This is a genomic window from Candidatus Poriferisocius sp., from assembly GCF_965208355.1.
Taxonomy (GTDB): Bacteria; Actinomycetota; Acidimicrobiia; order Acidimicrobiales; family Bin134; genus Poriferisocius.
The window spans coordinates 127,390-142,571 of the sequence record NZ_CBDBOM010000003.1 but is presented as its reverse complement, the minus strand read 5'-3'; the positions used below and the strand labels follow the sequence as shown (position 1 = coordinate 142,571).

General features: G+C 63.6%; 15 protein-coding genes. All 15 read left to right on the top strand.

Going from position 1 to position 15,182, the window contains the following annotated elements; all coding sequences use genetic code 11:
* Nucleotides 1–30: 30 nt before the first annotated feature.
* The 15 genes from ACOGXH_RS01965 to ACOGXH_RS01895 all read left to right on the top strand — a co-directional run bounded on the left by ACOGXH_RS01965 (nucleotide 31) and on the right by ACOGXH_RS01895 (nucleotide 15,127).
* Nucleotides 31–768, top strand: coding sequence for a GNAT family N-acetyltransferase (locus ACOGXH_RS01965; protein WP_419927433.1), 738 nt, complete (start codon nucleotides 31–33; stop codon nucleotides 766–768).
* A gap of 58 nt (nucleotides 769–826) precedes the next feature.
* Nucleotides 827–2,818, top strand: a complete 1,992-nt coding sequence (locus ACOGXH_RS01960) for a DUF6049 family protein (protein ID WP_419927432.1) — start codon at nucleotides 827–829, stop codon at nucleotides 2,816–2,818.
* The gene (locus ACOGXH_RS01955) at nucleotides 2,815–3,654 is read left to right on the top strand and encodes a DegV family protein (RefSeq protein ID WP_419927431.1); all 840 of its coding nucleotides are present in this window, start codon (nucleotides 2,815–2,817) and stop codon (nucleotides 3,652–3,654) included. Before ACOGXH_RS01960 ends, ACOGXH_RS01955 begins: the two co-directional genes overlap by 4 nt.
* 44 nt (nucleotides 3,655–3,698) lie before the next feature.
* Nucleotides 3,699–4,064 carry an NADH-quinone oxidoreductase subunit A gene (locus tag ACOGXH_RS01950; RefSeq protein WP_419927430.1) on the top strand — a complete coding sequence of 122 codons (366 nt, stop codon included), beginning with the start codon at nucleotides 3,699–3,701 and terminating at the stop codon, nucleotides 4,062–4,064.
* An 8-nt stretch (nucleotides 4,065–4,072) separates the two neighbouring features.
* Nucleotides 4,073–4,573: an NADH-quinone oxidoreductase subunit B gene (locus tag ACOGXH_RS01945; RefSeq protein WP_419927429.1), complete on the top strand. Its 501-nt coding sequence runs from the start codon at nucleotides 4,073–4,075 to the stop codon at nucleotides 4,571–4,573.
* Nucleotides 4,560–5,210 (top strand): NADH-quinone oxidoreductase subunit C, encoded by a 651-nt coding sequence (locus ACOGXH_RS01940; protein WP_419927428.1) that lies wholly within the window; start codon nucleotides 4,560–4,562, stop codon nucleotides 5,208–5,210. Before ACOGXH_RS01945 ends, ACOGXH_RS01940 begins: the two co-directional genes overlap by 14 nt.
* A gap of 29 nt (nucleotides 5,211–5,239) precedes the next feature.
* Nucleotides 5,240–6,385, top strand: coding sequence for an NADH-quinone oxidoreductase subunit D (locus tag ACOGXH_RS01935; RefSeq protein ID WP_419930309.1), 1,146 nt, complete (start codon nucleotides 5,240–5,242; stop codon nucleotides 6,383–6,385).
* Between the two features lie 38 nt (nucleotides 6,386–6,423).
* Nucleotides 6,424–7,434: an NADH-quinone oxidoreductase subunit NuoH gene (gene nuoH, locus ACOGXH_RS01930; RefSeq protein ID WP_419930308.1), complete on the top strand. Its 1,011-nt coding sequence runs from the start codon at nucleotides 6,424–6,426 to the stop codon at nucleotides 7,432–7,434.
* 9 nt (nucleotides 7,435–7,443) lie between these two features.
* Nucleotides 7,444–7,977: a NuoI/complex I 23 kDa subunit family protein gene (locus ACOGXH_RS01925; RefSeq protein WP_419927427.1), complete on the top strand. Its 534-nt coding sequence runs from the start codon at nucleotides 7,444–7,446 to the stop codon at nucleotides 7,975–7,977.
* Nucleotides 7,974–8,489: an NADH-quinone oxidoreductase subunit J gene (locus tag ACOGXH_RS01920; RefSeq protein WP_419927426.1), complete on the top strand. Its 516-nt coding sequence runs from the start codon at nucleotides 7,974–7,976 to the stop codon at nucleotides 8,487–8,489. The genes ACOGXH_RS01925 and ACOGXH_RS01920 overlap by 4 nt, the downstream gene beginning before the upstream one ends.
* Nucleotides 8,489–8,788: an NADH-quinone oxidoreductase subunit NuoK gene (nuoK, locus tag ACOGXH_RS01915; RefSeq protein ID WP_419849656.1), complete on the top strand. Its 300-nt coding sequence runs from the start codon at nucleotides 8,489–8,491 to the stop codon at nucleotides 8,786–8,788. The genes ACOGXH_RS01920 and nuoK overlap by 1 nt, the downstream gene beginning before the upstream one ends.
* 7 nt (nucleotides 8,789–8,795) lie before the next feature.
* Nucleotides 8,796–10,997, top strand: a complete 2,202-nt coding sequence (locus ACOGXH_RS01910) for an NADH-quinone oxidoreductase subunit L (protein WP_419927425.1) — start codon at nucleotides 8,796–8,798, stop codon at nucleotides 10,995–10,997.
* 76 nt (nucleotides 10,998–11,073) lie between these two features.
* A complete protein-coding gene (locus ACOGXH_RS01905; protein ID WP_419927424.1) occupies nucleotides 11,074–12,669 on the top strand; it encodes a complex I subunit 4 family protein in 1,596 nt (531 codons plus the stop codon).
* Nucleotides 12,670–12,678: 9 nt separating this feature from the next.
* Nucleotides 12,679–14,193, top strand: coding sequence for an NADH-quinone oxidoreductase subunit N (locus ACOGXH_RS01900; protein ID WP_419927423.1), 1,515 nt, complete (start codon nucleotides 12,679–12,681; stop codon nucleotides 14,191–14,193).
* A gap of 34 nt (nucleotides 14,194–14,227) precedes the next feature.
* Complete coding sequence (locus ACOGXH_RS01895; RefSeq protein ID WP_419927422.1) at nucleotides 14,228–15,127, top strand: Fpg/Nei family DNA glycosylase; 900 nt, start codon at nucleotides 14,228–14,230, stop codon at nucleotides 15,125–15,127.
* The last annotated feature ends 55 nt before the right edge of the window (nucleotides 15,128–15,182 follow it).

The window sequence follows — 15,182 nt, the reverse complement described above, 5'->3', positions numbered from 1 at the left end:
ATCTCGTATGCAGGCCACTAGCCTCATCCCATGATGCGGCGGCAACGGGAGCCTGCTGCCGAGACTCTCCGACTCGGACAAGACCGTCTGCGGCTCAGGCCTTGGGCCGGCGATGCTGGGACCGGTCTCCTCATCCTGTTGACACCGGGAGCCGCGGTATCCGAATCCATGGCGTCGGCGGCCATTGAAGCGGCAACTGGCCGCGGCTACAACAGACTGCGGACGTCGGCCCTGTCGGGGATCGAATCAGAGCCGTTCATTCGGGCCGGTTTCCAGCCCTGCCAAGTGCTCGCCCTGCTATCTCGGCCCATTGCCAACGGCCTTCCCAGTACGAATAGCAGCGTCGCCATCCGAAGGGCCCGCCGCCGCGACCACTCCTCGGTGCTGGCAGTGGACCACGCCGCCTTCGAGCTCTTTTGGCATCTCGACCAGGCCGGACTTCACGACGCCCTCCGGGCCACCCCGTTCCGGCACTTTCGAGTTGCCCACCATGAAGCCGATACCGGGGTCGCCGGATATGCCATCTCGGGGCGGAGCGGCCCGGCTGGCTATCTCCAGCGGTTGGCCATCTCTCCCCACCAACAGGGCCAAGGCGTTGGCGCCGCCCTCGTGGTCGACGGGCTGAGATGGATGGCCCGCAGGGGAGCTACCCAAGCCTGGGTCAATACCCCTCAGCACAACACCGGGGCGCTGAGACTCTATGAACGGTTGGGCTTCGAACAGGTTCCTCCCGGCCTGCAAGTTCTGGAGTTGGACCTTGGCCAGTGAATCCCACCTGAGAGCCACGAGAAGCCGATGGCCAGTCGCCAAGGCATTGGGCCTGGTCATGGCTCTAGTTGTCTTGACCTCCCCCGCCCTCTGGCTCGCCAAAGCGACTGCTCAGGTAGACAACCAGCCTCAAGAGGAACTCACACCCGCTTTCGAGCTGGCCAGCCAGAGCATATGGATCGCCAATGAAGACGTATTTCGCGTCTCCCTCCGACTAATCGACGCTCCCGACGATTCCACCGTGGACATCAACATCGGCCTCCCCATCCGATCTCGCTCCGCTTTCTTGGATCGACTGGCCGAACCCTCCGCCGGATTGGGCCCTCAGCAGATAGTCCGATTGCCCATCTCTGCGCCCGATGCCGACGGAATCACCTCTCTGCAAATCGCCACCACCAGCAACCAAGTACCAGCCGCCGAAACGCTGGGCCAACCACAGCTAGAGCTCTCTGCCGAAGGGGTGTACCCGGTGAGCCTCGTTCTCCGGGATTCCGACGGTTCCAGGTTGGACACAATCCACACTTTCCTGATCCGCACACCCCCTGCCGATTCCAGCCTCTCGCCCCTGCTGGTGAGCACAGTGCTATCGGTAAGCGGCCCCCTGGCCGTAAGCCCCGAGGGAAGCGTTGATCTGGGACCTTCCCAACGGAGCCTGCAAGTGGTGGCCGAGGTTTTCGACCCCCGAATTCGCCCCCAACCCCTGGCCGCAGTTTCAGTTGACCCTCATCTCGTTGATGCTCTGGCCGTCAGCGAGCAGTCTGAACACACCAGCCTGTTGGCCCGACTCCAACAAGCCACCATCAACCGCCAGATCACGAGCAACACCTACGTCCCCCTAGACAGCGATGCGTGGATCGATCAAGACCTCAGTCTCCAGATCGGCTGGCAGATCGAGGCGGGGGCCGCGGTGCTGGACGGATCTCTTGGCTCTCAGACCGACCGCACCACAATGGTGTTGACCACATCAGCCTCCCCGGAACTGCTCCAACGGCTCCAGCGGGAGCGAGTGGGGTTGGTGTTGGTTCCCGATTCCCTGCTCGATCCGGCCAACGAGTTGGCCAGCACATCGGCCAAGACTTCTTTTTTGCTTCCCGCATTCGACGAACCGATGAAGGCGGTGGCCATCGACAGCACGGTAACGGCTCACTTCACCCGGGGCGACAGCATTGACACCGCCCCCTACTTGGTGCTGGCCGACTTGGCTGTCCGCTGGTTTGAAGACCCCCAACAACTCCGGGGGATCGTGATGGCACCACCACTGGATTCTCTGCCCGACTCGATTGGTCTCGGGGTGCTGCTGGACGAGATCAACGCCAGCCCGATCCTGTCTTCAGTGAACCCCTCCACCCTTGTTGAGAGCCTTGAACCCGAAGTCCTCCGACGAGTGCGCCCCGCTGACGAGAACGGTTTCGGGGAGGACTACAAGGCCGCTTTGAGCGATGGCCAGCGCATCGCCCGGTCTTACCAGAACATGGTTGACCCAATCGCCACGGTGGGCACGCCCGAGCGCCAGTTGATCGAAACCCTGGACAGGGCACTGTTGCTGTCAGGTGCTTACGGCCTTACCGAAACCGAGCGCGACGCCTATTTGGCGGTAGTGGCCCAAACCGTGCGCGACACCGTGGCCGCCATCCAACCGCCGAGCCGTCAAAGGATCACCCTGACCAGCCGATCGGAGAGCATCCCCATGCTCATCCGCAACAACCTTGACCACGACGTGATCGTGCGCCTCGACCTAAACAGCGACAAGCTCGACTTCCCCGACGGTGATTCCTTGCTCTGGCGGCTCTCCCCCGGCGTCAACCAGGTCCAGGTGCCGGTTCAGGCCAAGACATCGGGCGACGCGGTGCTGGAAATCAAGGTCAACTCACCCACCGGACTCTTAGCCCTGGGCGAATCCCAGCTGACAGTGAGGGCCACCTCCCTCTCGGGGACCGGAGTTGTGATTGCCGCGGCCGCCCTGGCCATCTTGTTGATTTGGTGGGCTCGGAATTGGTGGTCCCGACATCGCTCCAAGTCTGTGCCGCAAAAAAGTAGTGTCGCGCTATGACCGTTCGAATAGTGACCGACAGTTCCTGCGACCTCAGTGCCGCCGACATCGAGCGCCACCAGATCACCGTGGTTCCGCTCACCATCCGGTTCGGCGACGAGGAGTTCACCGACGGTGTGGGTCTGTCCGCTGAGAACTTCTACGAGAAGATGGCAGCAAGTGGTGATTTGCCATCCACCGCCGCTCCTGCTCCCGGAGCGTTCGAAACAGTTTTTCGAGGATTGGCCGCGGGTGGGGCCGAGGCAGTGGTATGCGTGAACCTGTCGTTTGCGCTTTCGGCCACTGGAGAGTCGGCCCAGGCTGCGGCCCGAGCTACCGAGGGCGAAGTGGACGTGAGGGTGGTGGACTCTGGCAAGGTCTCAGTAGGCCTGGGTCTGATGGTGAAGGCGGCTGCCGCCGCCGCCAAGGACGGACGCAACGCCGATGAGATCGAAACCCTGCTCGCCCAGCTCAAGGAACGGGTCTTCATCTATGCCGTCCTGGACACCCTGGAGAACCTCAAAAAGGGCGGGCGCATCGGCACTGCGCAGGCCCTTTTGGGCAGTGCTTTATCCATCAAGCCCTGCCTGGACCTGACTTCCGGCGTCGTAGAGGAGGCGGGCAAACAGCGAACCAGGGGCAAGGCCCGAAATTGGCTGGCATCGCGGGTGGCCGATGCTGGCGAGTTGGAGCACTTGGCCATCGCCCACGGCGCGGCCGACGACATCGACGCATTCGTGGCCAGCTTGGGCGAATCCCCTGCTCAGAACCCCCTTTCGGTGGCCCTCATCGGGCCGGTCGTGGGCACTCACGCCGGCCCCGGAGTCATCGCCGCGGCCATGGTGCCCGCCCCCTAAGTACGTCTTGGCCCGTAGAAAACACCGTCGGTAACCTTCGAGCCGTGTCGGAGTTCCTCCGCGACTACCTCCTAGTCGTCTTATTCCTCGTGCTGGCAGGCGCGTTGGTCTTCGGGATGCTGGGGGTGGGGAGCCTGCTGCGACCCTCCCGGTCGCAGCCCCAGAAGTACATCACCTACGAGAGTGGCGTCGACCCAGTGGGACTGGGTTGGTCGCAGAGCAACATCCGCTACTACGTATTTGCCCTCCTATTCGTGATGTTCGACGTGGAGGCGGTGTTCATCTTCCCCTGGGCCACCCGACTGGAGGCCTACGGGACTTTCGGTTTGGTCGAGATGGCCATCTTTATCTTCATCCTTGCGCTGGGCCTGGTGTACGCCTGGCGAAAGGGTGTCCTTCGGTGGATCTGAGGTAGGCAGTGGGACTGGTTGCCAGCGGCAAAGCTCCAAAACCCCTGACCAAGCTGCTCAACCTCGGCCGGAAATACTCCATTTGGATGTACCAATGGGGCCTGGCCTGCTGCGCCATCGAGATGGGCGCGGTGATCGGCTCGCCCCGCTACGACGTTATGCGCCTGGGGGTGATCCCGTTTCCCGCCAGCCCCCGCCAGGCCGACTTGGTGGTGATCTCGGGGACAGTCACCGACAAGATGGTGCCCTCGATTCTCCGGCTCTACCAGCAGATGCCCGACCCGAAGTACGTGATTTCCATGGGCTCATGCGCCAACTGCGGAGGCCCGTACTGGGACTCCTACTCAGTGACCAAAGGCGTTGACCAGATCATTCCAGTGGATGTCTATGTGCCCGGCTGTCCGCCCCGGCCCGAGGCTTTGCTGGAAGGCATCGTGCTGCTTCAAGAGCGCATCATGAACGAAGACCCGGCCGTGCGGTGGCGAGGTGACCCAATTGTCGTCGACTGACACCGATACCAGCGCCGAGGCCGACCCGCAGCCCGACGAACGCCGGGAGGCCTGGGCGACCCGGCTGGCCGAAGCACTCGGCGATGGTTACGCCGAACATCACATCATCGGTGGCAGCGACCTGTGGGTTCGGGTGGCCCGCGACTCTTGGGCCGAAGCGGCCACGGCGGCGCGCGACCGCTTGGGCTGCCAGTTCTTCGATTGGCTCTCGGCCATCGACTGGCTGCCTTCCCCCTATGGGCGGGACATGGACGCCCAGGAGGACAACCCCGAGCCCAAGGAAGCCGACCCCATGGAGCAGGGCCATGCCGGCGGCGAGACCCGGTTCCAGATGGTGATGCGCCTCTATTCCATCACCGAGCACATGGGCATCACCATCAAGGCCGACCTTCCCGAGGGTGATCTGAGCATCGACACGCTGATTGGGATTTACCCCGGGGCTGATTGGCACGAGCGCGAGGCCTGGGAGATGTTCGGGATCCATTTCAACAACCATCCCGACCTCCGCAACATCTATCTGCCTGGTGAATTCGAGGGAAACCCCCTCCGCAAGGATTTTCCGTTGCTGGCCCGGCGGGTGAAGCCGTGGCCCGGCATCGTGGACGTGGAATTGTTCCCCGGTGAGGAAGGCCCATGACCGCGGTAGGCGCCGACCAGCGCCAGCAGATGGCCTACGTCGCCACCCAGGCGGCCGATGCCCGGCTGAACGTGGAGATCGAGACCGAGGGCATGACCCTCAACATCGGGCCCCAGCACCCGGCCACCCACGGAACGCTAAGACTGGTGGCCCGTCTCGACGGTGAGCAGGTGGTGGAAGCCGAGCCGATCATGGGCTACATGCACCGGGGCTACGAGAAGCTGGCCGAGGTGCGCACCTATCCCCAGGTCACCACCCTCATCAACCGCATCGACTGGCTGGGGAGCTTCGCCAACGAGGTGCCGTTCATCCTGGCGGCCGAGAAGCTCATGGAGGTCGAGGCGCCGCCCCGGGCCCAGTGGATCCGCACTGCGCTGTTCGAGCTGAGCCGGATCGCCAACATCACCCTGTTCTTGGGCGACATGGCCGTGCAGCTTGGTGCCCTCACTCCGGTGTTCATGGCTTTCCGCGATCGGGAGTTCGTGCTCAACCAGATTGAGGCGGTCACCGGCGGGCGCTTCCATCCCAACTTCGACCGCATCGGAGGCATCAAAGACGACCTGCCCCAGGGCTGGATCGACGACACCAAGCAGGCCATGGAGAAGATCCGCGATTTCTGCGACGAGTTCGAGGAACTGGTGTTGGGCAACGAGATCTTCCAGGCCCGCAGCCGGGGAATCGGCATCGTGCCTCCCGCAGTCGGACTCTCCTACGGGCTCTCAGGCGCCAACATCCGGGCCAGCGGAGTTGACTGGGATCTGCGCCGAGACGGCCATGAGGCTCTGGCCTACGACCAGGTCGACTGGAAGGTGTGGACCCATCCCGACGGCGACTCATTCGCCCGCTACTGGGTGAGGCTCCAGGAGACCCGAGAGGCCACCCACATCGTGGATCAGCTTCTGGACGGGCTCCCCTCGGGGCCGATCATGGCCAAGGTGCCCCGCATCATCAAGGTGCCCGCGGGCGAGGCCTACGCCGCCACCGAGAATCCGCTAGGCGAGATGGGCTACTACATCGTGAGCAAGGGCGACCTAGTGCCGTTCCGGGTCAAGATCCGCTCAGCCAGCTTCTCCAACATCTCCATCACGCCTTGGTTGCTAAAGGGCGTGTACGTGCCCGACATAATCACGATTCTGGCCAGCTTGTACTTCATCTTGGGAGACATCGACCGGTGAGTTCGGCCACCGTGATTTCGGGCCTGCTGGCCGTGGAGGTGCCCTACTGGGCGTCGGCCATCATCAAGTTGGGCGTCGTCGCCCTAGTCGTCCCCACCGCCGCGCTGGTGCTGGGCTATGTGTTCTTGCTGAAGATGATGAGCTTCATGCAGAGCCGGCTCGGCCCCATGGAAGCCGGCCCCTACGGCACCCTGCAACTGCTGGCCGACGGGTTGAAGTTCATCCAGAAAGAGGACATCTTCCCGGCCAAAGCCGACCGGACGGTGTTCGCCCTGGCCCCTCTAGTGGTGCTGGTCTCCACCTTCTTGATCTACGTGGTGATCCCCACCGGCCCCGACGCGGTGGTGGCCCAGTTGGACGTGGGCATCTTCTACGCCCTGGCGGTGTCGTCGCTGTCGGTGGTGGGCATCTTGATGGCCGGCTGGGCCTCGGCCAACAAGTACGCCCTCATGGGGGGATTGCGGGCCGCCGGACAGCTCATCGCCTACGAACTGCCGCTGGTGCTGGCGGTGATGGGAGTGGTGATCCAGGCTGGCACCCTCGACCTGCAAAAGATCGTCGCCGCCCAGGCCCACGGGGAGATCTTCGGATGGGGCGGTATCGGCAACCCGTTCATCCTCACCCAGTTTGTGGGCTTCTTCATCTTCTTGGTGGCGGTTCAGGCCGAGACTACACAGCCCCCCTTCGATATGCCGGTGGCCGAGTCGGAGATCGTGGGCGGCTACCAGGTGGAGTACACCGGCTTCCGGTTCTTGTTCTTCTTCATGGGCGAGTTCGGTACCGCCTTCGCCTTCGCCGCGCTGGCTGTGGTCTTGTTCCTCGGCGGCTGGGCCCTTCCCTGGGGCGACATCACCCACTGGGGGTTCAATATCGCAGGACCGGTCATCATGCTGGTGAAGGTCCTCGCCGTGTCGGCGCTGATCTTCTGGTTCCGCTTCACCTATCCCCGCCTGAGAGAGGACCAGCTTCAGCGCCTCGCGTGGAAATTCCTGATTCCGCTGTCGCTGGTCAACATCGTTGTCACCGGTATTTTCAAGGTTGTTTTGTAGGAGTTTGCCATGGCACTGGTACCAGGATTGATCACCGGACTCAAGGTCACCGCCCGCACCATGTTCCGCACCCTGTTCGGCGACGGCCTCCCGGTGGCCCCTGCCCCCTCCAAGCACTCCCACACCGTGCAATACCCCCATGTCAAGGAAATGCCCACCGACCGGGCCCGAGGGGTGATCGCCCTACACGAGGAGAATTGCACCGCCTGCATGCTCTGCGCTCGTGAGTGCCCCGACTGGTGCATCTACATCGAGGGCCACAAGTACCTGGCCCCGCCCCGCCGGGAGGGCGGCAAGCCCCGCCAGAAGAACGCGCTCGACCGCTTCGACATCGATTACGCCCTGTGCATGTACTGCGGCATCTGCGTGGAGGTGTGCCCGTTCGAGGCCCTGTTCTGGACCCCCGAATACGAGTACTCCGAGCCCCGTATCGCCGACTTGCTCCACGACAAGGAGCGTCTCAGCGAGTGGATGGATACCGTTCCCGACTTCGAGCCCTACGAGGCCGGATCCGAGCAGAAGGTGCTTAAGGTTCCCCGGTGATCGCCGAGCACGTTGCCTTCGGGATCATCGCCGCGGTGATGGTGGCCTCCGCCCTGCGGGTGGTGACCACCCGCGACATCGTCCACGCCGCCCTCTACTTGGTGATCGTGCTGGCCGGTGTCGCCGCCCTGTTCCTGTTGGTAGGCGCCGAGTTCACCGGAATCACCCAGGTGCTCATCTACATCGGCGCGGTGATCGTGCTGTTTTTGTTCGGCATCATGCTCACCCGGTCAGACTTCGACCAGGACGAGGAAACCGACCACAAGCGCAAGTTCCCCGCCATATTGACCGCGCTTTTGCTGGTGGCTGTGATGATCGGCGCGCTGGTGGACCGCTTCGAAGATGTGAAGCTGGATGCCAAGCTGCCCGACGGCCTATCCCCGCAGACCACCGCGCAGGTCTCCGACGAGCTGTTCTCCCAGTACATCGTGCCCTTCGAAGCGGTATCGGTGCTGCTTTTGGCCGCCCTCATCGGCGCCATCGTGATCGCCCGCCGAGAGGAGGGCGGCTGATGCTTCTCAACGAGATGCTCCTTCTGGGCGCGGTGTTGTTCTGCATCGGGGTCTACGGAGTGTTGGCCCGCCGCAATGGCGTGTTGGTGCTCATGTCCATCGAGCTCATCCTCAACGCGGTGAACATCAACCTGATCGCCTTCGGGGCGTTCCACGACACGGTCATGGGTCAAATATTCGCCCTGTTCGTGATCACCGTGGCCGCCGCCGAGGTGGGAATCGGCTTGGCCATCGTGTTGCTCTTGTACCGGAACCGGCGATCCATCGACTTGGACCAAGTCGATCTGATGAAGGGGTGATGGGCCGGTGCTGAGCGCGAACATCGCCGCCGCCGAGACTGCGGGCAAGGCCGTCGCCGCTTCGGGCTGGTTCCTGGAGAACGCCTGGCTGATCTGGCTGTTCCCCGCGGTGTCGTTCCTGCTGATCCTGCTGTTCGGCAAGCGCTTCCCCCGAGGGGGCTCTGAGATCGGCATCGCCGCCGTTGGGGCCTCCTTCGTCTTCGGTCTGCTCACCGCCATCCAATGGATCAGCAAGGTGGAGGGGGCCGACGGCGGGAGCGCCGAGGGCGAATACGCCCTGGGAGCGGGCGGGCTGGCCGCGGCCGAAGGTGAAGCCTCTGGCGGGGTGAGCGCGCTCACCCGATCAATCACCTGGCTCACCAACGGGGCCGAGGCCATCGGCGCAGGCATCATGATCGACGGCTTGGCCGTGATGATGATCTTCGTAGTCACCGTGGTGTCGCTGCTGGTGCACATCTACTCCACCGACTACGTGGCCGGCGACCGCCGCTACACCCACTTCTTCGCATTCCTGAGCCTGTTCACCGCGTCGATGCTCTTCTTCGTCACCGCCTCCACCACCATCCAGATGCTGGTGGGCTGGGAGCTGGTCGGCGTCTGCTCCTTCGTGCTCATTGGCCACTGGTGGGAAGAGAAGGACAACTCCGACGCCGCCCTCAAGGCCTTCTTCACCAACCGGGTGGGCGACATGGGCATCATCATCGGGGTGTCCATCCTGTTCTTTGGCGCGGGCACGTTCGACGTGATCGGGGTGAACGAGGCCGCCATCAACGGCAGCATGAGCCACACGGTCACTCTGGCCGCCGCCCTGTGTTTGACCGCTGCGGTCATGTCCAAGTCGGGGCAGTTCTTCCTCCACACCTGGCTGCCCGACGCCATGGCCGGGCCCACCCCCGTTTCGGCCCTCATTCACGCCGCCACCATGGTGGTGGCCGGCATCTTCATGGTGGCCCGGCTCTACGGCGTGTTCTTCGAGGGCTTCGCCATCGGCGGCTCCAGCATCAACACGCTGGCCCTGATAGGCGGGCTGACCACGCTGGTGGGGGCCACCCTGGCCTTCGTCCAGAACGACATCAAGCGGGTGCTGGCCTACTCCACCGTCTCCCAGCTGGGCTACATGGTGATGGCGCTGGGCGTGGGCGCGTGGACGGCAGCCCTGTTCCACCTGTTCACCCACGCCTTCTTCAAGGCCTGCCTGTTCCTGGGCTCGGGCTCGGTCAGCCACGCCGTCCACTCCTTCGACATGAAGAAAGACATGGGCGGGCTGCGCAAGGCCATGCCCCACACCTACCGAACGTTCATGATCGGCACGGTGGCGCTGGCCGGTTTGCCCATCCTGTCGGGCTTTTGGTCCAAGGACGAGATCCTGGTGGGCACCGGCGGCTGGGGCCTGTTCGGCGGCACCGGGGGCAACGGCGCCTACACCGTGATGCTGGCCATGGGCATGATTACCGCCGCCCTCACCGGGGCCTACATGACCCGGGTGGTGTACCTCACGTTCTTCGGCGAGTTCCGGGGCCACGGCACCCCCCACGAGTCCGGCCCCCGGATCACCGTGCCGCTGTGGATCCTGGGCGGTTTGGCCGTGGTGGCCGGGTTCATCAATCTCCCGGCCGGCTTCCAGCTCGTTCCAGCGTCATGGGAGGAGAAGTTCCTCCAGTGGGTGGAGCCCGTGGGGGTGAGCTACTTCCCGTCCATCGCCCACGCCACCCCGTCGTGGACGCTGGCCATCGCGTCGGTGATCGTGGCCCTCGTCGGCATCGGCGCCGCTTACTACTACTACTTCGTCAAGGTTCGGGCGGTGAGCCCCGTGGCCACCGAGTTGCCCGACGGCCCCACTTCGAGATCGGCGGTGGCCCGACTCGGCCACCGGATCCTGGTCAACAAGTACTACCTCGACTGGCTGTACACCACCGTGATCGTCGGCTTCGTCAAAGGGCCGCTGGCCCGCGCCGCTTACTGGACCAACCAGAACGTCATCGACCGGGTGGTCAACGAGGCCGGCATCCGTTCGGTGCAGGCCGGGAACATCGTCTACCACAAGGTGGACCAGTTGGTGGTGGACGGCATCGTCAACGCCACCGGCAAAATCTCCGACAGCTCGGGGGAGGAGCTGCGTCGCATCCAAACCGGCAAGGTGCAGCAGTACGCCGCCATCATGTTCGCCGCCGCCACCATCCTGGCCGGGATCTTCATCATCGTCATCTAGGGAGCACACGTACACATGGGTGAAATATCGATTCCACCGACGCCAAAGCGGTGGCTGAGAGGGAGCACACGTAGACATGGGTGAGTTTCTCAACGACTGGGGGCTCAGTATCCCGACGTTCCTGCCGATCATCGGCGCGGCCGTCATGCTGCTCATTCCCAAGGACCGAGAGCATCTGCACAAGCTGATCGCCTTGGCCACCACCGTGGCGGTGGCCGTCTTCGGCTTGTTGCTGTTGATCCAGTTCATCGACAACGACAACTACGGAGCCCTCAACTTTGTGGTGGACAAGGGCTGGATCGACGTCATCGACTCCCGCTACATCATGGGGGTAGACGGCATCTCACTGCCGCTGATGCTGCTCACCATGCTGATCGTGCCCCTGTGCGTGATCTATTCCTGGAACCACTTCCCGGAGCCGCACAACCCCAAGGCCTTTTTGATGCTGCTCCTCATCCTGGAGACCGGGATGATCGGAACCTTCGCCGCCCAAGACCTGATCCTGTTCTTCGTGTTCTTCGAAGTCGTGCTGCTGCCCATGTACTTCATGATCGGGGTGTGGGGCGGTGAAAACCGGCGCTACGCCGCCATCAAGTTCTTCTTGTTCACCCTGTTCGGCTCGGCGCTGATGCTGGTGAGCTTCCTGGCCCTGTACTTCTTGGCCGACCCGGTAATGGTGGCCGGCGAGCTGACCCGCACCTTCGATATGCAGAAGCTGCCCGAAGCGGCCGCTGGCATTGCCAAGTCGTCGCAGGTCTGGGTGTTCGGCGGCATGTTCCTGGGATTCGGCATCAAGGTGCCCATGTTCCCGTTCCACACCTGGCTGCCCGACGCCCACACCGAGGCCCCCACGGTGGGCTCGGTGATCCTGGCCGCGGTGCTTTTGAAGCTGGGTACCTACGGATTTGTCCGCATCGCCATCCCCATCCTGCCTGAAGGAGCCACCGAGTGGGCCCCGTTCATCGGGCTGCTGGCGGTGATCGGCATCATCTACGGCGCTTTGGGTTGTCTGGCCCAGCGCGACCTGAAACGGCTGGTGGCGTTCTCCTCGGTGGCCCATATGGGTTTCGTGATGCTGGGCATCGCCACCCTCACCGAATTCGGCATCAACGCCGCGGTGTTCGGCATGGTGGCCCACGGGCTCATCACCGGGATGCTGTTCTTCCTGGCCGGCTCAGTGAAAGAGCGCTATCACACCCTGGACATGTCCCGGCTGGGCGGGCTGCTGGTGCAGGCTCCCCGCATGGGCTGGATCCTCGGGTTCTGTGCCATGGCCTCATTGGGGCTGCCCGGTCTGGCCGGATTCTGGGGCGAGTTCCCCGCCATCTTGGCCTCCTACAACCCCGCCGAGGTGCTGGCCGAGGAGACCTTCCGGTCGTACATGATCATCGCGGCGCTAGGCACGGTGCTGGCCGCCGGCTACCTGCTTTGGATGCTTCAGAAGACGGCGTTCGGAACACCCCGAGAGGAGTTCGCCAACGACCCCCATGTGCATGACGCCACGGTCTCCGAGTATCTGGCCTGGGCCCCCTTGCTCATCCTCATCTTGGTGCTGGGCGTATATCCCCACCTGCTATTCGGAGCCACCGACCCCGCGGTGATCGAGTCAATTAGAAACTGTCCTGGCCTCAGTGAAGGCCAGACCTGCTTCGACGCCGCGGCCGGGAAGTAGCTAGCACCGATGCTCTCGTCCCTGCCTTCGATCGTCGGTTTCGTCCGACCTGACATCGACTGGCACGCCGTCGCGCCCGAACTCACCCTGCTGGGAGTGGGCGCTGTGGTCACCCTGCTCGACATCGTGCTGTTGGAGCGGGGTCGGGCCTACACCTCGGCGCTAGCGGGCATAGGGCTGCTGGTTGCGTTGATTCCCATCGTGACCTTGGCCGCGGCCGGCGACACCCGGGAGATGTTCGGCGGCGCCTTTGTGGTGGACGATTTCGCCCTCATATTGAAGGCCATGTTCATCGTGGTCGCCTACATCGTGGTGCTGTTGTCCACCAACTACATCGCCGAGGGCGACTACTGGGAAAACGAGTACTACGGCCTGCTCCTAGCGTCGGTGATGGGCATGGTGCTGATGGCCTCGGCCCGGGATCTGGTCACCATCTTCGTGGCCCTGGAACTGCTGTCCATCCCTGCCTACCTGATGGCCGCATGGCGAAAGGCCGACCCCAGGAGCAACGAGGCTGGGCTCAAGTACTACCTGATGGGGGTGTTCGCCTCGGCCATCATGCTGTACGGCATGTCGCTGCTTTTCGGGCTAGCCGGCGACACCCGCTTGGCCGCGATCTCAACCGCGGTGGCCGAAGAGGGATCCAACCCGGTTGTGATCCTGGGCATCATCTTCGTGATCGTCGGGTTCGCCTTCAAGGTGTCGGGTTTCCCGTTCCACACCTGGGCCCCCGACACCTACGAGGGAGCGCCCACCCCGGTGACCGCCTTCTTGGCCGTGGCCTCCAAAGCAGCCGGGTTCGTGGCCCTCATGCAGTTGGTACACGTCGGATTCCCCGATGCTCAAGACATCTATCAGCCGCTGTTGTGGATTCTGGCTGTGGGCTCGATGACCGCTGGAAATCTCATCGCCCTGCGCCAGGAGAACATTGTGCGCCTCATGGCCTACTCCGGGGTGTCGCAGGCCGGCTTCATGCTGGCTCCCCTGGCCGTGGCCGGTGACATCACCACTGAAGATGCCCAGCCCGCGGTGGCTGCGGTGATCACCTATGTCCTGATCTACGCCGCCATGAACCTGGGGGCCTTCGCGGTGATCATCGCCGTGGCCCGCCGTACCGCTTCCGGTGACATCCGCTCTTACGCCGGGCTGTTCAAATACGCCCCTGGCATGACCATACTCATGACGGTCTTCCTGTTCTCCTTGGCCGGCATTCCCCCACTGGGCGGCTGGTTCGCCAAGTTCGCCGTGTTCCGGGCCGTGGTGGAGGCTGACACCGGCTGGGGCTACTCCCTGGCCGCCATCGCCGCAGTGAACTCGGTGATCGCGCTCTTCTACTACGCCAAGGTGGCCCGCATGATGTGGTTCGAGGACACCCCCGAAGAAGCCAACACCACGTCTCTGCGGGTACCCCCCTCGCTGGTGGCCGCTCTCGGCCTCACTGCCGCCGCCACCCTTCTGTTCGGCATCTACCCCGCCGTCATCACCCACTTCACCGACGGCACCCTCATCGCCCTGCCCTACTGACGCGGCAATTTCTCTCTGCCACTAGTTTGCTGAGGTGCCTGAGCTGCCTGACGTGGTGGTCTACTTAGAGGCGTTGGACCGGTTTGTGTTGGGTCGGGAACTGCGCAAGATCCGAGTGGTCGGCATCAGCTTGCTCAAGTCGTTCGACCCGCCAATCAACGCGGCCGAGGGTCGGGTCGTCGTGGGTACCCGTCGGCTGGGCAAGCGCCTGGTGCTGGAATTGGACGGGCCCAACGATCTGTTCATGGTGATCCACCTCATGGTGGCAGGACGGCTGCGGTGGCGGGACCAGACTGGAGCCAAACCACCGGGGAAGATCGGCCTGGCTGCATTCGACTTCGATCACGGCACCCTGGTGCTCACCGAAGCAAGCAAGCGCAAGCGGGCATCGCTGTGGCTAGTCCAGGGTGCTGACGCCCTGGCTGAGCAGCACGACCGGGGCGGGGTGGAACCACTTGAGGTGGACGAGGGCGGTTTCCGCGATGCCCTGACTTCTCGCAACCGCACGCTCAAGCGGGCTCTGTGCGACCCCACTGCCTTCAGCGGCATCGGAAACGCCTATAGCGACGAGATCCTGTTCCACGCCGGGCTGTCCCCGGTACAGCGCACCGGCAACCTCGATGACGACGACATTGCCCGCCTCTTCAAGGCGACCCGAACCACGCTGGTCGACTGGACCGACCACCAACGTCAAGCGGTGGGCGACGGCTTCCCCGACAAGGTCACTGCCTTCCACGACGAAATGGCCGTCCACGGCAAGTACAACCAGCCCTGCCCGGCGTGCGAGGTTCCCGTTCAGCGGATCGTCTACGCCGACAACGAAGTCAACTACTGCCCCCAGTGCCAGACCGACGGCCGGGTGCTGGCCGACCGCTCCCTGTCCCGCCTCCTCAAGGACGACTGGCCCCGCAGCATCGAAGACCTCGAGGACTGATCGGCAGCCTTCCTCTCGGCGAACTATCTTCCCGATGTCGACGAGGAGGCCGCAG